Genomic DNA, 22,695 nt, shown 5'->3' with positions numbered 1-22,695 from the left:
TGAACGGAACGTGAAAATCTTAAAGCTTAGTTACTTCTCAGATCGTTTTTTTCTAAAGGCTTTAATCAAAACAATAATTGAAAACACAAAAACAATACTATAAACAATAGCCAGCGCCGGTTTTTCAAATTTTAGTGTTTCAAAGTCAAATTGCTTATACAGCGCCACGCCTAAAATGATGGCTACAATACTAAAAGTAAATACTGGTACATTGTTTTTGTTCTCCATGGTTTTGATATTTTGGTTTATAAAAGGTTAATTATTTAATAGTTTTTCCGGCATTTCCTGTTTTCACTTCTCCGGCACGTTTATAGCTGGCTAAAATAACTCCGGTTGTAGTAACAGTACTTTCTGTTAAAGTAAATCCTGACGGATGCGCAGTATTGTCAAACAGCCTTTTCCCTTTGCCAAGCAATAAGGGATGAATTTTTAATTTAAGTTCATCAACCAAATCATTCTTTAAAAGTAAATGAATAAGCTCACTGCTTCCCCAAACCTGAATGTCTAAACCTTCTGAAGCTTTTAGTTTCTTTATATCGGCCAGACTTTTGATGAAATTAGAATTTTTCCAATCTGATTTTTTTCTGGTTTTAGAGAAAACATATTTATTACCTTCATTAATTCCCGGCCAAAATTCTGTGTTTTTAGGCCAGTACTCTTCCCAGATTTCAAAAGTTTTTCTGCCCAAAAGATAATCGGCAGGTTTTATTTCATTTGCTACAGCTTTACTATAAACTTCATCGCCAAATGGTGCTGTCCATCCGCCAAATTTAAATCCGTCTGATTTATCTTCTTTTGGTCCGCCCGGAGCCTGCATAACTCCATCTAGCGAAATCATTGACAAAACAATTATTTTTCTCATAATATATTGATTTTGTGGATATACAAATTTAATTAACTACACAGAAATATTGATAAACTAAGGAAAATAATCGTAAAAAGCTTTTCGATTTGGTCTTTATTAAAGTTAACAGAAGTAAATAATCTTAAGTTTGAATAATCAGAAACCAATATTCAGTCCAGCTTCCTGAAGATTTTTCGTATTTTTAATGCCAGACAAAAACAGCTTTAACAATGGGATTTTACATCAACAAAGAACATTTGATTCATGATATTGAATATCCTGCGAGATATCAATCAAAAAACCTGCTTAAAAGCGTTACGATTGTTTTTGCTCTAATATTAATGTTTCTTTTATTATTCAGGCCTTTTGGGGTCTATGATCCGGAAATGAGAATGCATTATTTTTTTATTTGTTTTCTTCACGCCTTATCACCCGCATTAATCCTGTTCGTTTATTTTGAGGGACTTAATTATATCAGAAAAAGAAAAAACGAAACCGAAAATTGGACTTTACTCAAAGAATATTCTCATATTGGAGCAGTGCTGGTTTTAGCAGGTTTATCGAGTTTTTTCATGCGGGATTTGATTTACAATAATGCCGGCAATTGGTCATGGCTTTATTTATGGGAAGAAATCAGAAATTGTTTTGTTGCAGGTGTATTTTTCTATCTTTTCCTAAGATTATCCAGCTTTTATTTTGAATCAAAAAAAGGCTCTCCGTTTGTACTCCAATTTACAAAGCTAGATATTGAATCAAAAACCACAGACCTTCAATCAAAACTTTATGTCAATACTCAGGTTAAGCAAGACGATTTCAGTCTGGACATAGACGAATTATTGTTTGTAAAAGCGGATGGGAATTATATCGAATTAACAAAATCAAACGGGTCTGAGATTACTACAGAATTAAAACGAATTTCTCTAACCCAATTTGAAACCCAAATAACCGCTTATCCTCATTTTTTTAGATGCCATAGAACCTATTTAGTCAATATGTTTAAGATCGAAAAAATAGCAGGAAATTCTCAAGGATACTTATTATCGTTTAATGAAACAAATGTAAAAGTTCCCGTTTCCAGAAAACAAATCGATAGTTTTAACAGCTGTTACGAACAACTTCGAAGCAAATATACTGCCTAAGCTTGTTGTTCGTCACAAAAGCTAGTTACTGATAACATGTACGCTCACAGCTGTTTTTTCTTGTTGTAGGTTTGCCCTCAGTAACACTAAATCTATTTATTATGTCATCTTCATCAATCGCTTTGAATCAGGATTCTGGTTCGTCAAACAAATTAGTATACATAGAGAATATTAAAATTTTATTGACAATATTAGTTGTGCTTCATCACACAGTTATTGCCTATAGTTCTTCAGAAGGCTGGTATTATACAGAACAAACTGCCCTTATGGGAGCACGTATTCCTATGACAATGTTTGTAAGCCTCAATCAGTCTTTTTTTATGGGATTTTTTTTTCCTGCTGGCAGCATACTTTACAAGTTCTTCTTATGCTAGAAAAGGAGCATCAAAATTTATTAAAGACCGTCTTGTACGATTAGGAATTCCCATATTATTCTATTCCTTTATACTTTCCCCATTCATCAGCTATTTGGTATATTATTTTGCAAAAGGACATCACATTACTTATTTTCAATATTTAAGCGGATTTGACAGCTGGATCGATTTAGGCGTTACATGGTTTGTAGCGGCATTATTGCTTTTTACATTGATTTATGCAGGAGCAAAAAAAATATTTAAAGTTAGTTTCAAAAAAACTGTAGAAGTACCAAAAACCTGTACCATATTGTGGTTTGCAGTACTACTGGGAATCATCAGCTTTTTAGTTAGAATTATTTTTCCTGTGGGATGGGTTCTTGAACCAGTCGGATTTCAATTAGGACATTTTCCGCAGTATATCGCCTTATTTATTGTTGGATTACTGGCCGCCAAAAACAACTGGTTAGATAAACTCTCTGATAAAACGTATAGAGGTTTAAAAAGAGCAACACGGATATGTTTGCTTCTTTTTCCAGTATTTTTTATCATCAAATTTAATCTTAATACACCTTCTTCCTGGTTTTCCGGAGGTTTTCATTGGGAGGCATTATTATATGCCGTTTGGGAACAATGTATAGGCATTTCTATACTAACAACATTATTAATTAAAGGAAAAAAAAGATGGAATGAATCTTCTGTATTGTTAACTAAATTATCACGCAGCAGTTTTGCCGTCTATATTTTTCACCCATTAGTAATTGTTGGTTTTACGCTCGCGGTAAGAAACTGGACAATTGAACCTGTAATAAAACTTTTGGTTACAGCACCATTAATAGTTATAGGCAGTTTTATATTTGGGTCACTTATTTTATTAATTCCTGGAGTTAAGAAAATTATTTAATATAGTTATTCGTGTTTTTTAGAAAATAAAAAAACACGAATTCCAGTAAATTTGAATTTCTTGCCGTGATTCCCGAGCATTTTTTTGAAACTTCGGAAATCTTTAAAAAAGAATTTCCGAAGTTATATGAACATGTAAAAGCTATGATTAACTTTAAGAAGAAGCTTAAATATCTTCTTAATTTTTAGAAGCTAATCCAGCCATCCACTGTATCTTTTGTGGTCTCGTAAAAAAACGAGACCACAAAAGGATGCCGTTTCTGTCTGGGCTAGGACACCTGTTTTCAAAAGAAATTTTCGGAAATCTATTTCGTGTTCTGTAAAAAATTATCGATGTAATTTACTACCAGTGGAATATTTTGATGCTGAGGAGCATGCCCTGTTTGCGGCAGAACAATTAACTGTGATGTTGGAAGCTGTTTGGTCAGCGGATACCAATTTTCTACAGCAAAACTAGTGTCGTGATCTCCGGAAATTATTAAAATTGGTGTTTTTGTCGTTTTTAATTTATCTCTAAAATTGTCTTTATCTTCGGCAGCACCTTCGCCTCCTGCAAAATACAATTGAAAAGTTTCCATAGTCGAAGGAATTTTAGAAACATCAATTCTTTGAGCAATTCGGTCGTGAGAAGCTTTTGCAGCCTTTCTGCTTTCTTCAGATTCTGGTTCGAAGAAAAGTATCACTTCATCTTCAAAATCATTTATTGGTTTTAAAGCATGATCCAGAAAAGATTGTTCCAGCGGAACAACTCTTTTTCCTATTGGGCCAGTTCCTAACAATATGGTATGTGTCGCTAATTCTGGATATTGATGTGTTGCAGCTTGTGTAACCAATCCGCCATACGACCAGCCCATTAAAATGGCGCTTTTGATTTTTAAAAAATCAGCCAGATCTTTTACATCTTTAGCAACTTCTTTAATATCCGTAGGAAGTGTTCCTGTTGAATAGCCAATTCCCGAATAATCAAAAGTAACAACCTGATGTTTTTCTGCCAGAAGATCCAAAAATAACGGATCCCAGGTATCTAGAGTTCCTCTAAAACGATTAATTAAAATAATTGGATTTCCCTCGCCAATTGATCTGTAAGCGATTGTTCGGCCTGAAAGTTCGGCAAACTGAGTTTCTGAATTTGAAGCGTTTATTTTTGTGCTCATTGCTTTAAGTTTTTGGTTAATAATGAATTACTAAACAATTTTAATGCCTTTGAAGATTTTATTTACAAATCAAACCTTTACAGGATTTGAGTCATTATTTTCTGTTTTTATTTCGCTAAAAAATGATGTTTTTACGAAATATAGAAAATATTATATCTCGATTGTATCGCCAATTTTAGGTAAATAAAGATGGAGATTTGCGTTTTTAAAATCACTTAAAGCTTTTTCATGATCCATTTTAATGAAGCCAAAAGTATCATAATGAACGCCTAAAATTTTATCAACTTCAACCAGTTTTGAAGCTTCAATCGCTTCTTCAATTCCCATTGTTAATCCGTCGCCAATTGGGAAAACGGCGAAATCAAGTTTAGTAAACTTCGGAATCAGTTTCATGTCTAAAGTCAACGCTGTGTCGCCGCTGTAATAGAAATTTCCATCAACGGTTGTGAGTACAAAACCAGTTGCAATTCCGCCATAAGTTCCATCAATAAAACTGCTTGGATGCTGTGCAATCACACATTTTACGGTTCCAAAATCAAAGCTGAATTTTCCGCCCGGATTAATTGGGTGCGCATTTTCAATTCCGTTTTTTAAAAGCCAGTTGTAAATTTCAAAATTTCCCAAAACCTTTGCTCCGGTGTTTTTTGCAATTCTTTCCACATCCAGAATATGATCGTAATGCGCATGCGAAATAAAAATATAATCGGCCTTTATTTCGTCGACATTAATGTGTTTTGCCAATTCATTTGGCGTAATAAAAGGGTCGAAGAGAAGATGTTTTCCATTTGCAAAAACAGAAAAACAAGAATGTCCGTAATAAGTGAGTTTCATGATATATAGATTTTAGAATTGATAACAGTTAAGTTGATTAATATCCAAAAAATATACCAGCAGAATTTACCTTAGATATGCCATTATTCTTCGAATACTTTTTCGGTATCAACAGGATTGTTTTCCTGATACAATTTTTGCCCAATTTTACCCTTATCACCTAATGCGCGCCCTTTTATAAGCCATGCAGTTCCAAATGCAAAAAGAGCCAGCGCTTCAAGGGCCAGAGTAGAATAAGTAAAAAGTTTTAAACTCTCTGAAACAGGGACCAAAACAATAGAAATCAAAATAATATAACCACAGGTTCTGTAAATATTATTTTCGTTTAAAATGCTTTTAGGTGTTTCGATATATTTTTCCTGAGTAATTGTAAAAACATTAATAGCAAGCAAAGCCAATATCAAAAACAGCACTGCAGCAAAACCATAATGGAGCCAGCCGAGCCATTTCTCTGTTAATGGAATAATGGTATAGATTTTTTGTGAAATGCTTTCGGGATTTGTGGGAACCAGTGCCACACCAATTGCCATAATTCCGGCAATATTGGTCAGTAAATTATCATTTTTGAAAATTGATTTATTTCCGTGCCCTTTATACCGAATCAAAATAAACCTACAGCACACAAAGTTCCGGTAAAAATTTCCCTTAAATTGGTATAGTAATAATCGCTGACAGAAGGCTGGATTTTGGTTTGAAAAAAAGGAATTAAAGAAAAACTAACCAAAAATACAGGCAGCAAAAATCCCAAATAACCAATTGCCCGTCTGATTCTTCGGTACGTGAAAATATCATAATTTTCAATCTTTATTTCTTTGGTATCTATTATCATAATTTGTAAACAAGAATCAATCAACTATTATTTTCAGCTCTGGTTTCATCAAATCCTGCCGGCCACACTCCATATCTGTTTTTAAATTCTAAAGGAGTTTCCGGCTGTCCCATATTTCCGTAAAATTTATTTACTTCCTGCTCTTTTATCAGCCTTTCCCATGTTTCATCGTCTATTGGTTTTTTTTTGAAAAGAAGCTAGTTTTTCTGATTCCGGATAATGTTTTCTTTCAATATTTCTGTTAATTCTGATTTTTTGTTCAGATGTCAGCCTGACTGCAATTTGTTTCCATATTTCACCAATAGGATTTTTAATTGCTAATTCAGTCAGATTTTGAATTTCTTCTTCACTTAAATTTTTAGGAAAATCATCCAGATTAAAATCTTTCATATAACAAAATTGAATTGTTTGGATCTTTTACAATTGGAAATAAAAATAAATTACTTTCTCGAAAACAAATTCTCTACAACCCAGGCCGGGCCAATTAATAAAAACTGAAGATCTTTTAAAAATGAAGGTTTTTTGCCTTCAATATTATGCCCGTAGAACTGACCAATCCAAGCGATTACAAAAACACCAATAGAGAATGCCCATAACGGAAAAACCTGCCCGATATAATAATTAACAACTAAACAAATTCCTGAAAAAATGGCAATTTTTACGGCCATCGCAATCGATAATCTAATGTAGAAAACAAGGACAAAAAGCAAAACCACAAAAGCCCAATTTTCGATAATTGGTGCATTTAGTTTTAAAATATTCGCAATAATTCCACTAGGAATACTCATTAATAATCCAACGATAGAAAAGTAAATTGCCGGAACACAAATATAATGTATGGCTTTGTTTTTTGGGTTTTGGTGACTTACGGCATATTCTGCAAACCATTTATCTAGTGTTCTCATTTTTGTGGTTTTAAGGTTAGTTAACGTAAATCTAGTAAAATTTCTTTTAGGTTTTACCGTGCTGTATTTTCATAATTTCATCTACGATAGAAACGGCTTTTTGAAATGTTATTCCCTTTTCCTGATCAATTGTCAAAGGATGGTTTTCTTCGATCATTTTTATTTCCGGAATCAATCCTAACCCTTGCTCAATAGCAATACTTTTTAGTGAAATTGTTTTGCCATAAGTTGGCACATCAGTCTGCATCCATCCAAAATATGGTTCCTGATTAACTCTATTTGGATCTTCCCATAAATCCATTCGCAGGCAAAAATTATCTTCGCTTATGGTTGTCCAAACATTAAAAACTAAATTTTCATGATAATCGATTATCGGAATCGTTAACCTGCCGCGATGAAAAAAATGTTCTTCATCGACATAACACCAACTGCCGCCATATTCAATTCTCTGTTCTCTTTCTTCGGATGGAATGGCAAAATAGTAAGCCGGAAATTCATTGCCAAAACATAATGGCATTTCGTCAAAAGTTTCTCCGCAGCAAGAACATTTGTAGTGGTACATTTTAGTTTTTTATTAGATAAAAATAATGTAAAGTTTATTTCTGATTGTAATCAAAAACATTATCCCATAATTCATCGATTGTAACAAGCGCCTTATTTAGCGGAATAACTTCCCATTTTCCGTTGGTTTCTATTCCTAAACCAATGCTTTTTAGCTTTAGTAAAGCATCGTTTACATCAAAATCTAATTCAGTATTTAATTGAGAGGCAAACCAAGACTCAATTTGAGAATCAAGTTCTTGGGCAGTTAACGGATTTTGGCTTTTATTTAAAAAAGTATACGCTAAAATGGTTTCTTTTAAGGCTTCTTCTTCAGATGAGTTTAAAAGAGAATAAAAAGCACCGCTGTTGTTTCCGACATTTTTAAAATACAAACTGTCTGAAAGCATTTTAGAATATCTGATTTTCTTGTTTATGAAATTATTGTATTGTCGAAAGCAGTAAGCAGATAAAATTCCTAAAGCAATTAAACCTTGATTTAAAGAAGTTTTGCTGTTTAGTAAATCGATAGTTTCTCCGGTTTCATAAGCATTGTACATGTTTATTAAGGCGGGAATTACTTTAGCGCTTAATAATGAAATACCTCCAAAAACTCCCGGAACCCAAAGTAACAGTTTGTCTTTTAAAGACATTTTTGGAATTGCATTTGGAAAAATCGTTTCAAGATCATTTTTAGGAACGCGTTTAAAAATCTTTAAAGCAATAGATCCCGGATCAATTGGCATTTTTCCCAATTTGACTTTCTTTTGGGTCAAATAATCGGCGTCGCTGTAATTGAGGTAAATAAGGACACGATCATAATATTCGATTTCAACTTCTTTTTTCCAGAAATAATATTTCTTAACCGTTTCTTTTGCTTTATGATGACCGCGAACATATAATTCGTAATCTTTAAAAGCATGAAAATCAATGGCAAGGTTTAAGCCTATTAAATCAGATTCTGTAAAAGCTTCTTTTAAAGTTTCCTGATCGATTCTGTAATAATTGCCGCGCTCTAAAACAGTACGCAGCGTTTCTTTAAAAACAGAAAAATCGCTTTTACCAATAAAAACTTCGCGTTCTTTTTCGCTCAAATCCGGATCATAAAGCGCGTAGTTTTGCTTTAAATTTCGGTTAAGGTTAAAAGATTCATAATGATAATAATGCTCGATAATATCGAATAACTTTTTAAAATCATCAACTTTTTGTCTGTCATCGGCGAAAGCTGCAATTTGCTGTTCGAGTAAAAATTCTTTATTAAACGGAATATAATGTTCTCGAGTCATATCGATTCAGGGCTTTAATTTGTTTTTTGGCGTGGAATCGCAAAGGTACAAAGGTTGTAAAAAAATCAACGATTGATTATTACTAAAAGATTTATAAAATTAGAATGCTTCGATATGCAGATTTACAGACATTTTACAGGTTTGGTTATTTTGATAAAACAAAAGCCGCAAAGATATTTCTTTACGGCTTAGCTCCTTAGGGGAATACATTAGATTATGCGAGGATCAGCTGCATAACTAAATTGTTTATCTATTTCACGAATAGATGTTTGGCCCATTACATACACTTTGATATAGAAAATCCGGATTTTTCTAACTCTAAGCTTTTGTTTGCTCCTGGAGAAAAAAGCTGGACCGCTCTTTTTGGTAATATTGATCCAAATTGTTTAATGCATAATTATTTACTGCCTATTTCTTTTTTTAATCTATTGGCCTGACTCTCTCTCACGATCTTATATTCGTTGTCAAGCCTCTTATATTCTGCCTTTATTAGATCGCAAATAATGCCTGCACGATCCCCTCGAATTGATTTGCGAATGTAGTCGTAAGAAAAACCGTGTTTTTCTTTAATAATCTTTAACACATCTTGGTTGTAACTTGGCTTAGATTTTATATTTTTGCTCATTGCTTAATTTGTATTAAAAGTAAGACAAATATAGTAAGATATTTCTTAAGAATGAGTATAAATTAGATTATTTCTATAAATAAAAATGAAGCATTATGGCAGAAAATACTATAAACAGGATCAAACAGTATTTAGATTACAGAGGTATTAGAGTGGGTGCCTTTGAAAAAGTGGTGGGTATGTCTAACGGTTCTTTTGCGAGCCAGTTAAAACATAATAAAACGATAGGCGTAGATAAGTTAGAAAATATCTTAAAAAAATATACAGATATTGATATAGATATAGAATGGCTTTTAACCGGCGAGGGAGACATGATTAAACTGAATGTTTTACGTGAAAAGGGAGAGGTTTATAAAAAAACAGAAAAGCTTAATGAACACGAAATTAACTACAAGGATCTGGCTGAAGCCAGAAAGGAAACAATTGAAAGTCTAAAAAAGATTATTCAGCATCAGGATGAACAGATTGCTGCTTTTAAACAAAACAATCAATAGCGTAAAGTACTAAAAAGAAAAAGTGAGATTTCTAATCGTTACCAGCGATACGAAATCTCACTTTCTTGTTCCAAAAAAATTGACAAAATTTACAAGTTTTCCTTTCGGAAGACTATATTCTAAAAGAAAAAATTATTCCCTGCAATTTTACCACTTATTAAAATTCTGGCAATACGTATTTATACCTGTTTTTAGGTTTTTTTTTCAAGGTTCAAAGTTACAGAGGTTCAAAGGGACAAAGATTTCCTTAATTGAGGTCTGATTTTTTTAACTCGATTATCTGCTGAATGTATTGTATTAAGTTTTCTCTTTCTATCGAAAATTGAGCATTTTCACTTTCGGTGCGAAGGTATAAATCTGCAATAGTTTCGGCATCCATGTTTTTATTTAGATAATGATCCTGTGCATATTGTATAAGATTTTCTAAAAAAAGTTCTTTTTGTCTTCCTTTTTCCAGCGTTTCTTCGTCGCCATTTTTTATTTTTTCAATTTCAGACTCCGGTAAATCAATAGTAAGGTACGTTATATCTACGGGAACTTTAGAAAGCATTTCGGGAGTAGTTTTTCCAGAACCATTGCAGTAGGCGCAGGGAGCCGGAACCCATTTTAATAGTTTGTTTAAACGCCTGATATCATCCCAATCAACAAAACCTTTCCCAAGACATCTGGGACATTGTAAATCTGATTTTTTAAATAGGAAATTAAAAATGGACATTTTCTAACAAATTATATTAACATTTCTTAGTACGCTAAGGTAATTATTTATGTAAGAAAATTATTTTGAATGTGTATTTTTTTTTGCAGAATAAGATTTCCTGAAATGAATTCATACTTTTTGAACTTTTGAAATAACTCTTTTGTATGCAAAATTGAATTTTAAACATGGATATTAGATAACCTATAAATAAAAAATGTAGAAAACGGTTTTGGGCTTAATGTTATAAATTTGAATAAAGATTTTAAGAGACTATAACATAAAGTATACAATACAGATGGAAAATATGCACACAACCAAAATCCAAAATTTCTTTAGAGTTCTATTAGGGCTTTTTATGATTACGGCAGCAATAGGACATTTTACTTTTCAAAGAGCCGATTTTCAGGGACAGGTTCCAAATTGGGTTCCGCTGGACAAAGATCTTGTTGTAATTCTTTCCGGAGTTGTTGAAATAGCTTTAGGACTTAGTATGCTGTTTCTAACAAAATATAAAGTATTCGTAGGGATTGCACTAGCGGTGTTTTATGTATTGGTTTTCCCAGGTAACATCGCCCAATATTTAAACCAAACTCCCGCCTTTGGACTCGACACAGATCAAGCGCGTTTAATAAGATTGTTTTTTCAGCCTGTTTTGATTTTCCTGGCTTTGTGGTCGACTGGGGCGATTGGGTATTTTAGAAAAGAAATTATTCAACAATAGAAATGCCGTATTTAATATTGCTGTCTGCAAATATTGATTTTAGCATATCGTACTTTTCATTGCAATATTCGCCAATGCTAAATCTTTTATCGCTCGATTTGTAGTTATTACAGCCAAAACAAATTTCGAGGTAAGCGACAATTCGATTATTTGAATCGAGAAACATAATAGCATTTCTTGGCATATAACACATCACTTCTGCATCTTCGTGAGGAAGTCTTGTATACGTGAAATTAAAAATAATATCAGATAATTTATTTATTTGCTCTGCACTCAATACAGCAGTTTCATTGTATAATTCAGATCTAAAAACATCTTTTCCCAATACAATTGAATTGATGTGTTTTATTAAACTTTGTCCGGGATATTCATCGGGTTTACCTTTAAAAGACACGATTTTAATTTGCTGAGATTCAGAAAAAGGAAAACGGAGTAATCTTTCTTTTTCTGAAATATTTTTTGTTCTAATACATTTCCCATTATCATAAGTAGATTGCGAAAAAGAATTTTGAACCAGTAAAAGTATTAGAAACAAAAAATTCCTCATTTTTTTTAAATGTTTTTAAAACGAAAATAAAACTTATAAATGTAACTTTTGAGGTTTTTAAAGAATTTAAAAAACGGGGACAAATAAGTTTTTCATCTCTGGCTTTGCATTTATTGAAATTTTTCTAATTCAATTGCTTCGTCAAAATATGGTTTAAACTTATCAGACAGATTTTTATCTTTAAATTTTATTATAGTGTAAGAGCTGTCAAAAGCGATAATTTCAATTATAGAATTTTCAATTTGAAAGTTTCCATTCTCCCAAATCAAATCATTTCCGTCTGCAAAAGGCAGATTATTTTCATCAAAAGATATTAGTTCATTTTCTGAAAAACCAGACACGACACCCCAAATTAATTGTGTATTAGAATTCAGGATTTCGTGAAATTCCTTACTCTTTAAAACAAAAAAATCTTGTTCGTGATGTATTGGGAGTATTTTATCTGATATAAATTCGAAATCACTTATAACCAGTTAAAGGATTCTATTTCTGATGAAATTGGTTTTAATAATTCTGCTAAGTTAGTGTGGAAATCTAGTTTATCTGTGTGTTGAATTATCCAATTCATTTGTTAATTATTTAGCTTGAAAAGGCAACATATAAGAACTTCTTACGATTCTGTTATTTTGTTTTGCAGGTGCCCATTTCATAGCTTTAAGTGCTTTGGTAAACTCTTTTGTTAATTCAGGACTGTTACTTCTTAGAATTTGTATATCACTTAAGCGTCCGTTTTTTTCAATTATAAACTGAGCAAATACTTTTTGAGAACCTTGTTGTTCGAGTATTTCTTTATTGATTTTAATTTTCTTTTCAAGAAAAGCAAAAATAGCTTTTTCACCACCCGGATATTCAGGGTTTACTTCAACTTTTCCGGCAATAAATACATCTTTATCATAATCAATTACGACTTGATCTATTTTTTCAAAGTCGTCAACGGTTTTGGTTTCTTCGCGATTTTCCTGGTTTTCGGTTTGGGCAAATGAAATTGTGGTGATTAGTAGTGTGAATAATAAGATTAGGTTTTTCATTTTTTTTGGAATTTGGGGTTGTTTTTTGGTAATGCTAATGTAAGGATTTTGTGTTTTTGTAGAGAAGTTAAGGGATTAAAAAAGCTGCTAGAGTTTTTGGTTCTGCAGCTTTTTGTGTATTTTCTTTTAAGTTTTTAATATATTCTCTTGCTGGTCCGAACGTTTCGCTCGTACAGTCAAGTAGACATACTTGTTCACGAGCGAGACGTTCGTGCCAGCAGGTGAGACTTTCCAAAAGCCTCTTTTTATTTAATATTTTTTTCTGGGATTATTTCAATGTAATTATTGTAACCATCTCTAAGAGCTAATTTGTTTAATGTGTAAATGAATCTGTCAAATTCTCTGTTAAGTATAAGATCATAATCATCAGACATTGCATTAAATTCATTAGGTAAAAGATTTGAAATGGCATAATTTACTCCTGCAAGAACAGTAGGAAAATCAATTATATACAAATTTCCATTTGTAATTATTGTTTCAACCTCAATATTTCTTGGCCTGCCAAGATATTCAAAGGAAAGTTTGCGAGTTTTAAACTTATTTTTTATTGCCTGGAATTGACTATTTACATCAGAAGTTAACCTTTCTGGTATTATTATTTTGATTTTACACTTTTCATGTTTGGTACCATCTTCATCACTAATCCCATTATTTTGAATTAAGTGTAAACATGTAGGTTTGATGAAATTTTCGAAATAAACGGCTGCTAGGGTTGAAGAAGGGAAAAAATTTATTCCTGAATCGCTTTGATTTTTAAAAGCATCTTTTATTAAAGCTATTGCATCTGTAAAAGTTTTCATTTCTTTTCTATCAAATCTTGCCAACGAAATACCTTTAATATCAGATAATAATTTAATTTCTTTATCTATTAAAAATGCACAATTGTTTAAACCTAGTCTACCTATAAAAAGCCCCAGTTCAAAAAGAATATTATCCCTAGGCTGAAGTTCTTCTTTTCCCCTGTATTCAACCTTATCATCCTTAGTTCCTATTAGTATTCCAAAATCAAATTGTAATGTTGCTCTAATTAAATCATTAAGATAATTATTGTTTAATCTAAAAATTGCTTTCTCCCAGACGTCTTCGTTCCAGATAGTTACCTCAAAATCATTTTCTATTTCTAGTAAAGTTTTGGCGGCGTTTGCTAATGTCATTTCTTCAGATGATGATCCTATAAAAATTTTTTTCTTTCTCATTTTATGAATATATTAAATTACCTTTTTCAAAGTAGGTATTGTAAAGCTCTTTTTGTACATCTTCAATTAGTTGATCTAAATCTTCTTTTAAACGTTTCATGTCATTTACGCAATCGGAGTTTAATGGTCTTTCAGTTCCATTTGGACATTGGATAGACTCTCGATAAATTTGGTTATTAATTAATTTATAAAGGTGTAAGCTTGTAGATTTTGCAATACTTAGTTCGTTTCCTGTCTTATAAGTTATGTCTTCGTTTGAAATTGAATGAATAATAGTGGTAATTAAGAAACTATTTAGATTAATAGATTCATTATCTGCTTTTAGCGTTTTTAAAAGTCGGATAGCTTTTCTTGATCCATCATTTGTGTTGTCCCCCTTGTAATTAACAGCACTAATATGAGCAAAAGGATAATCTAATATCTTTTGTTCTTTTTGGAAATCAAATAAATAAATTCCTCTGTAATACTCATTGTTTGTTTCTTTGTATTTTTTTGTATTGTACCAAAAACAGAAAACTACATCTACTTTCCGATTAAGGTTTTTATTAAAAATATAAATACTCTTTTTGCCCTCAGTATTTACAATGTCATAAATATTTTTCAAAATCTTAATTGATTGCGTGCGTAATTCTTTAATGTCAGAATTTGGTACAGATGTTGTATATGGGGTATCATTGGGTAAATCAGGTGCTAAATAGTGATAGTCATCAATTATTGTCAATAAATCAAAATCACTATGAACTTTAATATTTGTAGAAGTCATAACAGAACCTTGAGTTCTATATGATCGATTAAAATTTAAATTAAAACCATTTTCTAAGTGATTTTGAACTTTTGACGCAGCCTCTTGAGTTTTTTGGTTATATCTTTTATCAATTTTTTGCATTGATTCCATTAAATATTTTATATTTTTTGGAATTTCATTTAAACTGAAGGATTTAGTGAGATTTGATTCGTGTAATTCTTCATCGTATCTCCTGTTTTGAAGATTTCTCAATCTGGTTTCATAGTCTAATGGCATAGTTTTTTGTTTTTGGTTAAAGAATTTATTTATTGAGTTTTTCTTTTTTTCAAATTTTATATTTTATTTTTGAGTTGAATTACGGATTTCCGTAATTCAATATATTTATTTTCAGACAATTATATCAATAAATAAAAAAACATCACCAAGTATTTTTACGCATTTTTTATATGCTAAAAACAAAAAAGCCCAACCTAAAAAAGTTGAGCTTTTCAAAAATTATCTAATATCAAAATTGACAAATTACCTAATAGAAAGATTGTCTATTAAAATCTGATATTTCCTTCCAACAGGAATAATTTCCCCATTAGACATAGTAAGATTTTTAAAAGTAACTTCAGAGATTTTGTTTACGTTTACAATAAAAGAGCGATGCACCTGAACAAAACTCGAACTATCAATTTCGGAAGCGATACTTGAAAGTGAACCATAAACAATATGCGGTAAATTAAGTTTCGTACAGTAAAGTTTCATATAGTTGCCAAGACTTTCGATATAAATAATATCACAAAGCGGCATATCTATTGTTTGTCCGTTTAGACGGTAAGAAAGGTTTTTTGTGCTGGTATTATTTTCTTTTTTCAGACTGTTGCCGGAAAAATAAGTTTTAGCTTTTTCGATTGCTTTCGCAAATTTATCAGGTGAAATAGGTTTAAGCAGATAATCGATTGCATCGTTTTGGTAAGCCGAAAGTGCAAAATCAGAATAAGCTGTTGTGACAATTGTAAGTGGTCGGTTAGGCTGGAGTTCCATTAATTCGACACCCGAAATTACAGGCATATTAATGTCCAGAAAAATAATATCATATTGATTGGCATTAAGAAGTTTTAGGGCTTCCATGCCGCTAAAAGCACTACCGGAATGTTCCAGTTCCTCAAACTTTGAAATATGCGAGGCAAGCGCTTTATGCGCCGGCGATTCGTCGTCGACTATAAGACAGCGGTAGGTAAGTGCCATATACTTAATTTTACAACAAACATATTTTTCTCTTTTTCACAGCTTAAATTGTGCCTTAAACGGTAAACTTCCAATCGTCTTTTTAAATTTTCAATTCCAATTCGGGTTCCCGAAAGCCGTGATCCGGATTCCAGATAATTGTTCTTAATGGTAAAAGTCAAATTTCGTGATTTTACTTTTAAATCTAATTCAATAAAAGGCATTGGAGTTTCGGCAGAAAATTTAACCGCATTTTCTACCAAAGGTAAAAAGAATAAAGGCGGAATCTCGATTTCATCAAAATCACCTTCAAAATTCTGAGTAATATTCAACCGATCATTCCTAAAAGAATAATATTCAATGTATTTTTTTACGAAAGCAATTTCTTCGGCAACTAAAACATAATCCTTTTTAGTAGCTTCAATTTGATAACGCAGTAAATCTGAAAGATTCAGGATTCTGTCTGGAACTTTATCCGGTTCAGATAATGCTTCTCCGTAAAGGTTATTCATGGCATTCAATAAAAAATGCGGATTAAGCTGTTGTTTTAAAAAGGAAAGTTCAGACTTGAAATTCATAATATCCTTATCAGCATCCATGATTTTTTTTGTAATTACAACATGAATAAAATAGAAAAACATTCCGTTGATAAGCAGCGATAATATCTGCAGTGTTTTAAAATTTCCGAAACCAACTAAAGGAAAAAACCAATTAATAAAAAAGTAAAAAGAAGTCCAATACGTTAAAAAAAGCAGAAAGAATATTTTGACCTTTTTTTTGAATAATAATCGTTTAATTATAAATAGATTAAAAACAGTAATCCAGAGAATACAAGGAAAATATCCTATTGCAATTTTAGTGATCATGTAACAAAAGTCATGACCAGCTAAACGAAGTTCATCATACACACAGGCAAAAATTACCATAAGTATGAAGGTATGCACGATGAGGTTTCTTAAGAAAAAGTTTTGGTAAATTTTGAGGATTTTCATGAAGGCAAAAATAGTGTAATATTATAGTTCATAGCTATTTGAGGATAATATTTTATACAAACGCCATTCGTATAAATGATACGCCGTTGGTATAAATATCCTATTATAATAGGTAACTCTAAAGTATTTTTGACTTCGAATTTAATTATCCTCCAAAACCAAAAAAGACATGGATTTTATTTTGTCACAGCATTTTTTATTTAAAAAGGAATTTAAAAACCGTAGAATTTCCTTAAGTAAAATCAAACACTGGAAGTTTTTACTCAAATTTAAAAGGCGTTTATGAGCTGAATCAGTCGGAATTTAAATCCGTGGCTGCCTACGATTATTGCTTTACGCCAGAATTAGAACATCTTATATCTTTTTCAACGAAATTAATCCCACAGTTTAAAAATTAAATTAATAATTATGGTTGTTGAAATTTTTAAAACAAACGTCTGTAAAGAATCAGACAAAAACTATGTAACCGCCGTTATCCAGACTCAGTTTCCGGATTATAAAATCAATTTTGACCTTGAAGACTGCGACAAAATACTGCGTGTAGAAGGCGTAGAATTGCATTGCGATAATATTATAGATTACGTTAATTGCCTCGGTTATACCTGTATTCGTTTAGATTAACATTTTATTAAACAAAACAGGTAGAAATACGCAGCTAAATATATCAGTTTATAGATAGTTTTGCATAATATTTCATTCTAAAAATCAAAAAAATCAAATGATAAGTTTTATACTTTCGGTTTTCGTTTTTCTTTTAAAACAGTTTTGTTAGATAATTGTACGGTTTCTTGTAAATACTTTTTCCACTAGAGAAGGTTAATTCTATTTGGGCATTATTTTCTACATTTGTGCCTTATGAAAAAAGCTTTCCAACTCTTCGATTTTACCCAAAAGGTCAATTATAAAAATGAAATTTTAGCTGGATTTACTGTCGCTATGACGATGATTCCAGAATCTTTGTCGTTTGCTATTTTGGCTGGTTTTCCACCTTTAGTTGGTTTATACGCTGCTTTTATTGCCGGATTAGTGACTGCGATTTTTGGCGGAAGACCCGGAATGATTTCGGGCGGAGCGGGAGCAACGGTAATCGTTTTGATTGCTTTAATGAAATCTCACGGAATCGAATATGTTTTTGCAGCCGTCGCACTTGGCGGTGTCGTGCAAATTTGCATTGGACTTTTTAAACTCGGAAAATTTATTCGTTTAGTGCCGCAGCCTGTTATGTTTGGTTTCGTAAATGGTTTGGCTGTTGTGATTTTTATGTCGCAGTTGGAGCAGTTTAAAACTGTAATTAACGGACAGGTTTCCTGGCTTCAGGGAACGCCTTTGTATATTATGTTAGGCTTGGTTGCGCTTACGGTTGCGATTGTTTTGGTTTTTCCTAAAATCACAAAAACAGTTCCTGCATCTTTGGTTGCCATTATGATTGTTTTTGCTTTGGTAATTGTATTTAATATCGAAACCAAAACAGTCGAAGATATTGCTTCGGTTCAAGGCGGATTTCCACCATTTCATATTCCAAATATTCCAATTTCTTTTGAAACTTTAAAAATAATATTTCCGTATTCTGTTATTGTTGCGGCTGTTGGTCTGACCGAAGGTTTGCTTACGCTGAATTTAGTTGACGAAATTACCGGAACGCGTGGAAACAGTAATCGTGAATGTATTGCGCAAGGAAGTTCGAATATTTTAAACGGTTTTTTCTACGGAATGGGAGGCTGCCCAATGATTGCGCAGACTTTGGTAAATCTTGGTGCTGGTTCAAGAGCAAGACTTTCTGGGATTATTGCGTCTTTGACGATTTTAATAATCATACTTTTTGGAGCGCCTGTAATTGGAAAATTACCAATGGCGGCTTTAGTCGGCGTTATGATGATGGTGGCGATTACCACTTTTGAATGGGCAAGTTTCAGGATTATCAACAAAATGCCAAAACACGATATTTTCGTTGGAATTTTGGTTGCCTTAATTACAATTGTATTGCACAATCTGGCTTTGGCGGTTTTAATTGGCGTGATCATTTCAGCTTTGGTTTTTGCCTGGGAAAGTGCTAAAAGAATTCGTGCCAGACATTTTATTGATGAAAACGGAGTCAAACATTACGAAATTTACGGCCCTTTATTCTTTGGTTCTATAACTGCTTTTTTGGAAAAATTCGATGCGCAAAATGATCCAAATCATGTAATTATAGATTTTAAAGAAAGCCGTGTTTCAGATATGTCGGCGATTGAAGCTTTGAATAATCTGACCAGAAAATACAATCAGGAAAATAAAACCATAGAATTACAGCATTTAAGCCCAGACTGCAGGCAATTACTTAAAAATGCCGATGCCGTTATTAATGTCAATGTAATTGAAGATCCTACATACAAAGTAGTGTCTTAATAATGGTGAATTGTTAATTATTAATTGTGAATTAATTTATCCGTCCCAATTTTCTGTAGAGACGCACAGCAGTGCGTCTCACGCAACGTAACCACAATGTTTGATATACGAAACGTAGACGCACTGTTGTGCGCCTCTACAGATATGCATTGTGTAAATCATTATCTAATTATCAAAAATTATCTAAAGATTGTCAGGCTGAGCGAAGTCGAAGCCCACGTGCTAATTGGAACGCCGTTCGACTTCGCTCAGGGTGACAATCTGTTCGTAATATAATTAATTATGAAAGATGGCAATTCAAAAATTCCAATTTTCTGTAGAGACGCACTGCTGTGCGTCTCACGCAACGTAACCACAATATTTGATATACGAAACAGAGACGCACTGCTGTGCGCCTCTACCAATATGCGTTATGTTAAACCATTATCTCATTTTCTAATTATTAAATTATCTAATTTGTTTGATTTTCGTAACTTTGCAAAATGAAACTGACAGAAACCTTAGAAGATTTTTACACGATCAAAGTAAATGGAATGCCTGAGAATCTTAAAAAAGAGATTGGACATTTTAATGTTTTTAAATTGGATGATTTTGTTGGAAGTATCTGTAAACCATTTCCGTATACTCGGAAAGACTTTTATAAAATCAGTTTGATCATCGGGAAAAACAAAGTACATTATGCCGATAAGATTTCGGTTATAGAAGATCAGGCTTTGTTTTTTGCTAATCCGCAAATTCCGTATAATTGGGAACAGGTTGATGAAAATCAAACCGGATTTTTCTGCATTTTTACCGATGCTTTTTTTAGTCAATATGGAAATTTAAAAGAATACCCTTTATTCCAACCGGGCGGAAATCCGATTGTTCCGATTTCTATGGAATTGGCCGAATCTTTAAAAACGGTTTATTTAAGAATGTTTGATGAAATCAATTCTGATTATGCATTTAAATATGATGTACTCCGAAATCTGGTTTTCGAAATTATTCATCTCGCACTTAAAACGCAGACTGTAACTACTTCATTATACAGTAAATCAAACGCCACAATCCGAATTTCTTCCTTGTTTTTGGAATTATTGGAGCGCCAGTTTCCGATAGAATCGATTACGCAGCAAGTTAATTTTCGCTCGCCTTCAGAATATGCAAGTCAGTTAAATGTGCATGTGAATCATTTGAATAAAGCATTAAAAGAAACTACCGGAAAAACAACATCGCAGATTATTTCAGAGAGAATTGTTCAGGAAGCGATGATTCTGCTCAAACAAACCAATTGGAATATTAATGAAATTGCATGGTGTTTAGGGTTCGAAGAATTGTCTCATTTTATCAATTTCTTCAAAAAAAATGTTCAGGTTTCACCTAAAAACTATCGTTTGGCCGAAATTGTTTGATTTTTGTAACTTCTTGCTTGATTACTTTAATTTTCCAGAAGTACTTCGCTTATACCTTTGTCCTGTAATTAAAACGTAAAAATTTAAAATCATGGGACATAACAAAGTTTGGTTTATCACAGGTGCTTCAAAAGGACTTGGATTAGAATTGGCTAAAAAATTATTGGCAGAAGGTTTCAAAGTTGCTGCAACATCAAGAAGTCAGGAAGCTTTAGTGAAAGTATTAGGAAATCCATCAGATAATTTTCTTCCTCTGGAAATGGATTTAGTTAATGAGAAAAGCGTTAAAAATGCAATTGAATTAGCTGTCAGCCATTTTAAAACAATTGATGTTTTAGTAAACAATGCAGGTTATGGTTTATTAGGAACATTAGAAGAATTAACTGATGCAGAATCAAGAAAAAATTACGAAGTAAATGTTTTCGGATTATTGAATGTGATCAGAAATACAATGCCGTATATGCGTGCTGCGAGATCTGGACATATTTTTAATATTTCTTCTGTTGGAGGTTATTACGGAGAATTTCCGGGATGGGGAATTTACTGTTCTACAAAGTTCGCTGTTGCTGGTTTAACAGAATCGTTATCGGCAGAAATAAAACCATTTGGAGTTCATGCAACGATTGTTTATCCTGGCTATTTTAGAACAGATTTCTTAAAAGACAGTTCTTTATTATTACCAGAAAATCCAATTGCGGAATACAAAAACGTAAGAGAATCTGAAAGCGCTCACAAAGACGATATCAACGGAAATCAGCCTGGAGATCCTGTAAAATTAGCAGAAGCATTAATTAAAGCGAGTCAGGATCAAAATCCACCGTTACATTTGTTTTTAGGAGAGGATGCCTACAATATGGCAAATCAAAAAATAGCAAGTGTTCAAAGTGAATTGGAACAATGGAAATCAGTTTCTGTTTCAACTGGGTTTTAAAAAAGGTTTTAACCCAGCATTTTTTGTCGGTGTAAAAGCCCCCAATAATGCAATTCGTTTAGAACATTTTCTAAAGATTTTCCATGCTCTGTAATAGAGTATTCAATAGTTGGCGGGAAAGTATCGTAAACTGTCCTTTTTATCAGTTGATTGCTTTCGAGGCTTTTCAGCTCTTTGGATAAGGTTTTGTCAGTTATTCCGGTAACAGCTTTAGATATTTCGTTGAAGCGTTTATTTTCTGTCGAAAGAGAAAACAGGATTAGCAATTTCCATCTTCCTTCCAGAGCTTCTAAAGCATCTTTGATTGAAAGTGCAGTTTTTGGACATCCGCCTTTAATTAGCATTTTAGTTTATTTTAGAATTATACCACTTTCACTTTGGATAGCACTTTCCAAAGTGGAAGTACTGTAAATAAGGAAGTAAATATAAATATTTTTGAGATCTTAATTTATAATTTATCTCAAATGGAAAAACTACCACATTCGAAAACAGTTCTTATTATGCTATGGACATCACAGATTATTTTATCTGTATGTTTTATTTGGGGAGGATCAATGAAATTATTTCTTTCAATAAAAGAATTATCTATGATGTGGCCTTGGGCAGGTGAAGTTCCTGTTGCATTGGTAAAAGGAACGGGAATAATTGATTTACTGGCCGGAATAGGGATTATAATTCCGTCATTTATTCAAAAACCCAGACTTGTATGGTTAACGGCTATTGGAATAATTGTTCTTATGTTTAGTGCCGGTATTTTTCATATCTGCAGAGGAGAAGCTTCTCAAATAGGTATTAATGTTTTTCTTGCTATTTTCGCAGCTTTTGTTGCTTGGGGAAGAAAATAATAAAAAAAAGCCTCATAGAAATTCTATGAGGCTTTTTTGTTTCAATTATGTCTTGTCCTGAAATAGCGATACAAAAAAAAAGATCGTTATGGAAAAACAAAC

The 22,695-nt window shown here is 32.4% G+C and carries 30 protein-coding genes and 1 pseudogene; 11 read left to right on the top strand and 20 right to left on the bottom strand.

Annotated features, from left to right (window positions below):
- Positions 1-30: 30 nt before the first annotated feature.
- Together ACODSB_RS19780 and ACODSB_RS19775 are read right to left on the bottom strand one after the other, a co-directional pair.
- Positions 31-228: a hypothetical protein gene (locus tag ACODSB_RS19780; RefSeq protein WP_488938287.1), complete on the bottom strand. Its 198-nt coding sequence runs from the start codon at positions 226-228 to the stop codon at positions 31-33.
- A gap of 31 nt (positions 229-259) precedes the next feature.
- The gene (locus tag ACODSB_RS19775) at positions 260-862 is read right to left on the bottom strand and encodes a dihydrofolate reductase family protein (protein ID WP_488938286.1); all 603 of its coding nucleotides are present in this window, start codon (positions 860-862) and stop codon (positions 260-262) included.
- A 212-nt stretch (positions 863-1,074) separates the two neighbouring features.
- Here ACODSB_RS19775 and ACODSB_RS19770 point away from each other — a divergent pair, with 212 nt between their 5' ends.
- The 4 genes and pseudogenes from ACODSB_RS19770 to ACODSB_RS19755 all read left to right on the top strand — a co-directional run.
- Positions 1,075-1,983, top strand: coding sequence for a LytR/AlgR family response regulator transcription factor (locus tag ACODSB_RS19770; protein WP_488938285.1), 909 nt, complete (start codon positions 1,075-1,077; stop codon positions 1,981-1,983).
- A gap of 101 nt (positions 1,984-2,084) precedes the next feature.
- Positions 2,085-2,357 (top strand): hypothetical protein, encoded by a 273-nt coding sequence (locus tag ACODSB_RS19765; protein ID WP_488938284.1) that lies wholly within the window; start codon positions 2,085-2,087, stop codon positions 2,355-2,357.
- The gene (locus ACODSB_RS19760; protein ID WP_488938311.1) at positions 2,290-3,240 is read left to right on the top strand and encodes an acyltransferase family protein; all 951 of its coding nucleotides are present in this window, start codon (positions 2,290-2,292) and stop codon (positions 3,238-3,240) included. Before ACODSB_RS19765 ends, ACODSB_RS19760 begins: the two co-directional genes overlap by 68 nt.
- A 56-nt stretch (positions 3,241-3,296) precedes the next feature.
- Positions 3,297-3,428, top strand: a pseudogene (locus tag ACODSB_RS19755) (hypothetical protein); the annotation flags it as partial.
- Between the two features lie 116 nt (positions 3,429-3,544).
- Here ACODSB_RS19755 and ACODSB_RS19750 read toward each other — a convergent pair.
- The 9 genes from ACODSB_RS19750 to ACODSB_RS19710 all read right to left on the bottom strand — a co-directional run bounded on the left by ACODSB_RS19750 (position 3,545) and on the right by ACODSB_RS19710 (position 9,409).
- The gene (locus tag ACODSB_RS19750; protein WP_488938283.1) at positions 3,545-4,393 is read right to left on the bottom strand and encodes an alpha/beta fold hydrolase; all 849 of its coding nucleotides are present in this window, start codon (positions 4,391-4,393) and stop codon (positions 3,545-3,547) included.
- Between the two features lie 150 nt (positions 4,394-4,543).
- Positions 4,544-5,224 (bottom strand): metal-dependent hydrolase, encoded by a 681-nt coding sequence (locus tag ACODSB_RS19745; protein WP_488938282.1) that lies wholly within the window; start codon positions 5,222-5,224, stop codon positions 4,544-4,546.
- A gap of 83 nt (positions 5,225-5,307) precedes the next feature.
- Entirely contained in the window at positions 5,308-5,829 is a 522-nt protein-coding gene (locus ACODSB_RS19740) for a hypothetical protein (RefSeq protein WP_488938281.1), read from the bottom strand.
- A complete protein-coding gene (locus tag ACODSB_RS19735) occupies positions 5,826-6,053 on the bottom strand; it encodes a hypothetical protein (RefSeq protein WP_488938280.1) in 228 nt (75 codons plus the stop codon). Before ACODSB_RS19735 ends, ACODSB_RS19740 begins: the two co-directional genes overlap by 4 nt.
- Before the next feature lie 165 nt (positions 6,054-6,218).
- Positions 6,219-6,443, bottom strand: coding sequence for a hypothetical protein (locus ACODSB_RS19730; RefSeq protein ID WP_488938279.1), 225 nt, complete (start codon positions 6,441-6,443; stop codon positions 6,219-6,221).
- Between the two features lie 50 nt (positions 6,444-6,493).
- Positions 6,494-6,958 (bottom strand): Mpo1 family 2-hydroxy fatty acid dioxygenase, encoded by a 465-nt coding sequence (locus tag ACODSB_RS19725; protein WP_488938278.1) that lies wholly within the window; start codon positions 6,956-6,958, stop codon positions 6,494-6,496.
- 46 nt (positions 6,959-7,004) lie between these two features.
- Entirely contained in the window at positions 7,005-7,520 is a 516-nt protein-coding gene (locus ACODSB_RS19720) for a DUF2199 domain-containing protein (protein WP_488938277.1), read from the bottom strand.
- Positions 7,521-7,554: 34 nt separating this feature from the next.
- Positions 7,555-8,784, bottom strand: coding sequence for a TMEM143 family protein (locus tag ACODSB_RS19715; protein ID WP_488938276.1), 1,230 nt, complete (start codon positions 8,782-8,784; stop codon positions 7,555-7,557).
- Between the two features lie 397 nt (positions 8,785-9,181).
- Positions 9,182-9,409, bottom strand: coding sequence for a hypothetical protein (locus ACODSB_RS19710; RefSeq protein WP_053472115.1), 228 nt, complete (start codon positions 9,407-9,409; stop codon positions 9,182-9,184).
- Between the two features lie 95 nt (positions 9,410-9,504).
- Here ACODSB_RS19710 and ACODSB_RS19705 point away from each other — a divergent pair, with 95 nt between their 5' ends.
- The gene (locus ACODSB_RS19705) at positions 9,505-9,903 is read left to right on the top strand and encodes a hypothetical protein (protein ID WP_488938275.1); all 399 of its coding nucleotides are present in this window, start codon (positions 9,505-9,507) and stop codon (positions 9,901-9,903) included.
- A gap of 247 nt (positions 9,904-10,150) precedes the next feature.
- Here the strand turns inward: ACODSB_RS19705 and ACODSB_RS19700 are convergent, their stop codons facing one another.
- On the bottom strand, positions 10,151-10,618 hold the full coding sequence (locus tag ACODSB_RS19700) for a hypothetical protein (protein WP_053472117.1): 468 nt from the start codon (positions 10,616-10,618) through the stop codon (positions 10,151-10,153).
- Between the two features lie 286 nt (positions 10,619-10,904).
- Between ACODSB_RS19700 and ACODSB_RS19695 the strand changes: the two genes are divergently transcribed.
- The gene (locus ACODSB_RS19695; protein WP_488938310.1) at positions 10,905-11,321 is read left to right on the top strand and encodes a DoxX family protein; all 417 of its coding nucleotides are present in this window, start codon (positions 10,905-10,907) and stop codon (positions 11,319-11,321) included.
- Here ACODSB_RS19695 and ACODSB_RS19690 read toward each other — a convergent pair.
- The 7 genes from ACODSB_RS19690 to ACODSB_RS19660 all read right to left on the bottom strand — a co-directional run bounded on the left by ACODSB_RS19690 (position 11,308) and on the right by ACODSB_RS19660 (position 16,975).
- Positions 11,308-11,868, bottom strand: a complete 561-nt coding sequence (locus tag ACODSB_RS19690; protein ID WP_256637043.1) for a Mov34/MPN/PAD-1 family protein — start codon at positions 11,866-11,868, stop codon at positions 11,308-11,310. The genes ACODSB_RS19695 and ACODSB_RS19690 overlap by 14 nt on opposite strands.
- A 110-nt stretch (positions 11,869-11,978) precedes the next feature.
- Positions 11,979-12,209 (bottom strand): hypothetical protein, encoded by a 231-nt coding sequence (locus ACODSB_RS19685; protein ID WP_488938274.1) that lies wholly within the window; start codon positions 12,207-12,209, stop codon positions 11,979-11,981.
- Between the two features lie 234 nt (positions 12,210-12,443).
- A complete protein-coding gene (locus ACODSB_RS19680; RefSeq protein ID WP_488938273.1) occupies positions 12,444-12,896 on the bottom strand; it encodes an energy transducer TonB in 453 nt (150 codons plus the stop codon).
- 245 nt (positions 12,897-13,141) lie between these two features.
- Entirely contained in the window at positions 13,142-14,092 is a 951-nt protein-coding gene (cap12, locus tag ACODSB_RS19675) for a CBASS system CD-NTase-associated NAD(+) hydrolase Cap12 (RefSeq protein ID WP_488938272.1), read from the bottom strand.
- 1 nt (position 14,093) lies between these two features.
- Entirely contained in the window at positions 14,094-15,113 is a 1,020-nt protein-coding gene (locus ACODSB_RS19670; RefSeq protein WP_488938271.1) for a hypothetical protein, read from the bottom strand.
- Positions 15,114-15,356: 243 nt separating this feature from the next.
- Positions 15,357-16,070, bottom strand: coding sequence for a LytR/AlgR family response regulator transcription factor (locus ACODSB_RS19665; RefSeq protein ID WP_488938270.1), 714 nt, complete (start codon positions 16,068-16,070; stop codon positions 15,357-15,359).
- On the bottom strand, positions 16,043-16,975 hold the full coding sequence (locus tag ACODSB_RS19660) for a sensor histidine kinase (protein WP_235992098.1): 933 nt from the start codon (positions 16,973-16,975) through the stop codon (positions 16,043-16,045). Before ACODSB_RS19660 ends, ACODSB_RS19665 begins: the two co-directional genes overlap by 28 nt.
- A gap of 474 nt (positions 16,976-17,449) precedes the next feature.
- On the opposite strand from ACODSB_RS19660, the gene ACODSB_RS19655 reads away from it, so the two are divergent.
- The 4 genes from ACODSB_RS19655 (at position 17,450) to ACODSB_RS19640 (ending at position 21,748) form a co-directional block, all read left to right on the top strand.
- Positions 17,450-17,662, top strand: coding sequence for a hypothetical protein (locus ACODSB_RS19655; protein WP_053472125.1), 213 nt, complete (start codon positions 17,450-17,452; stop codon positions 17,660-17,662).
- Positions 17,663-17,896: 234 nt separating this feature from the next.
- The gene (locus ACODSB_RS19650; protein ID WP_488938269.1) at positions 17,897-19,426 is read left to right on the top strand and encodes a SulP family inorganic anion transporter; all 1,530 of its coding nucleotides are present in this window, start codon (positions 17,897-17,899) and stop codon (positions 19,424-19,426) included.
- A 482-nt stretch (positions 19,427-19,908) separates the two neighbouring features.
- Positions 19,909-20,817 (top strand): helix-turn-helix domain-containing protein, encoded by a 909-nt coding sequence (locus ACODSB_RS19645; protein WP_073488828.1) that lies wholly within the window; start codon positions 19,909-19,911, stop codon positions 20,815-20,817.
- 91 nt (positions 20,818-20,908) lie between these two features.
- Positions 20,909-21,748 carry an oxidoreductase gene (locus ACODSB_RS19640; protein WP_488938268.1) on the top strand — a complete coding sequence of 280 codons (840 nt, stop codon included), beginning with the start codon at positions 20,909-20,911 and terminating at the stop codon, positions 21,746-21,748.
- Positions 21,749-21,756: 8 nt separating this feature from the next.
- Here the strand turns inward: ACODSB_RS19640 and ACODSB_RS19635 are convergent, their stop codons facing one another.
- Positions 21,757-22,092: a winged helix-turn-helix transcriptional regulator gene (locus tag ACODSB_RS19635; protein WP_256637050.1), complete on the bottom strand. Its 336-nt coding sequence runs from the start codon at positions 22,090-22,092 to the stop codon at positions 21,757-21,759.
- A gap of 120 nt (positions 22,093-22,212) precedes the next feature.
- On the opposite strand from ACODSB_RS19635, the gene ACODSB_RS19630 reads away from it, so the two are divergent.
- Entirely contained in the window at positions 22,213-22,593 is a 381-nt protein-coding gene (locus ACODSB_RS19630; protein ID WP_488938267.1) for a DoxX family protein, read from the top strand.
- Positions 22,594-22,695: the final 102 nt, after the last annotated feature.

This window comes from Flavobacterium sp. FG68 (assembly GCF_057808895.1).
The sequence above is the reverse complement of the archived record's forward strand: the minus strand, read 5'-3'. Positions and strand labels throughout refer to the sequence as shown.

What these genes read in the sequence shown, in the direction of transcription:
- ACODSB_RS19710 (WP_053472115.1), bottom strand. Translation starts at nt 9,409, where the DNA reads ATGAGCAAAAATATAAAATCTAAGCCAAGTTACAACCAAGATGTGTTA.
- ACODSB_RS19650 (WP_488938269.1), top strand. Translation starts at nt 17,897, where the DNA reads ATGAAAAAAGCTTTCCAACTCTTCGATTTTACCCAAAAGGTCAATTAT.
- ACODSB_RS19655 (WP_053472125.1), top strand. Translation starts at nt 17,450, where the DNA reads ATGGTTGTTGAAATTTTTAAAACAAACGTCTGTAAAGAATCAGACAAA.
- ACODSB_RS19720 (WP_488938277.1), bottom strand. Translation starts at nt 7,520, where the DNA reads ATGTACCACTACAAATGTTCTTGCTGCGGAGAAACTTTTGACGAAATG.
- ACODSB_RS19730 (WP_488938279.1), bottom strand. Translation starts at nt 6,443, where the DNA reads ATGAAAGATTTTAATCTGGATGATTTTCCTAAAAATTTAAGTGAAGAA.
- ACODSB_RS19660 (WP_235992098.1), bottom strand. Translation starts at nt 16,975, where the DNA reads ATGGTAATTTTTGCCTGTGTGTATGATGAACTTCGTTTAGCTGGTCAT.
- ACODSB_RS19750 (WP_488938283.1), bottom strand. Translation starts at nt 4,393, where the DNA reads ATGAGCACAAAAATAAACGCTTCAAATTCAGAAACTCAGTTTGCCGAA.
- ACODSB_RS19645 (WP_073488828.1), top strand. Translation starts at nt 19,909, where the DNA reads ATGAAACTGACAGAAACCTTAGAAGATTTTTACACGATCAAAGTAAAT.
- ACODSB_RS19765 (WP_488938284.1), top strand. Translation starts at nt 2,085, where the DNA reads ATGTCATCTTCATCAATCGCTTTGAATCAGGATTCTGGTTCGTCAAAC.
- ACODSB_RS19725 (WP_488938278.1), bottom strand. Translation starts at nt 6,958, where the DNA reads ATGAGAACACTAGATAAATGGTTTGCAGAATATGCCGTAAGTCACCAA.
- ACODSB_RS19735 (WP_488938280.1), bottom strand. Translation starts at nt 6,053, where the DNA reads ATGATAATAGATACCAAAGAAATAAAGATTGAAAATTATGATATTTTC.
- ACODSB_RS19680 (WP_488938273.1), bottom strand. Translation starts at nt 12,896, where the DNA reads ATGAAAAACCTAATCTTATTATTCACACTACTAATCACCACAATTTCA.
- ACODSB_RS19635 (WP_256637050.1), bottom strand. Translation starts at nt 22,092, where the DNA reads ATGCTAATTAAAGGCGGATGTCCAAAAACTGCACTTTCAATCAAAGAT.
- ACODSB_RS19770 (WP_488938285.1), top strand. Translation starts at nt 1,075, where the DNA reads ATGGGATTTTACATCAACAAAGAACATTTGATTCATGATATTGAATAT.
- ACODSB_RS19665 (WP_488938270.1), bottom strand. Translation starts at nt 16,070, where the DNA reads ATGGCACTTACCTACCGCTGTCTTATAGTCGACGACGAATCGCCGGCG.
- ACODSB_RS19780 (WP_488938287.1), bottom strand. Translation starts at nt 228, where the DNA reads ATGGAGAACAAAAACAATGTACCAGTATTTACTTTTAGTATTGTAGCC.
- ACODSB_RS19695 (WP_488938310.1), top strand. Translation starts at nt 10,905, where the DNA reads ATGCACACAACCAAAATCCAAAATTTCTTTAGAGTTCTATTAGGGCTT.
- ACODSB_RS19690 (WP_256637043.1), bottom strand. Translation starts at nt 11,868, where the DNA reads ATGAGGAATTTTTTGTTTCTAATACTTTTACTGGTTCAAAATTCTTTT.
- ACODSB_RS19670 (WP_488938271.1), bottom strand. Translation starts at nt 15,113, where the DNA reads ATGCCATTAGACTATGAAACCAGATTGAGAAATCTTCAAAACAGGAGA.
- ACODSB_RS19700 (WP_053472117.1), bottom strand. Translation starts at nt 10,618, where the DNA reads ATGTCCATTTTTAATTTCCTATTTAAAAAATCAGATTTACAATGTCCC.
- cap12 (WP_488938272.1), bottom strand. Translation starts at nt 14,092, where the DNA reads ATGAGAAAGAAAAAAATTTTTATAGGATCATCATCTGAAGAAATGACA.
- ACODSB_RS19775 (WP_488938286.1), bottom strand. Translation starts at nt 862, where the DNA reads ATGAGAAAAATAATTGTTTTGTCAATGATTTCGCTAGATGGAGTTATG.
- ACODSB_RS19630 (WP_488938267.1), top strand. Translation starts at nt 22,213, where the DNA reads ATGGAAAAACTACCACATTCGAAAACAGTTCTTATTATGCTATGGACA.
- ACODSB_RS19705 (WP_488938275.1), top strand. Translation starts at nt 9,505, where the DNA reads ATGGCAGAAAATACTATAAACAGGATCAAACAGTATTTAGATTACAGA.
- ACODSB_RS19745 (WP_488938282.1), bottom strand. Translation starts at nt 5,224, where the DNA reads ATGAAACTCACTTATTACGGACATTCTTGTTTTTCTGTTTTTGCAAAT.
- ACODSB_RS19715 (WP_488938276.1), bottom strand. Translation starts at nt 8,784, where the DNA reads ATGACTCGAGAACATTATATTCCGTTTAATAAAGAATTTTTACTCGAA.
- ACODSB_RS19640 (WP_488938268.1), top strand. Translation starts at nt 20,909, where the DNA reads ATGGGACATAACAAAGTTTGGTTTATCACAGGTGCTTCAAAAGGACTT.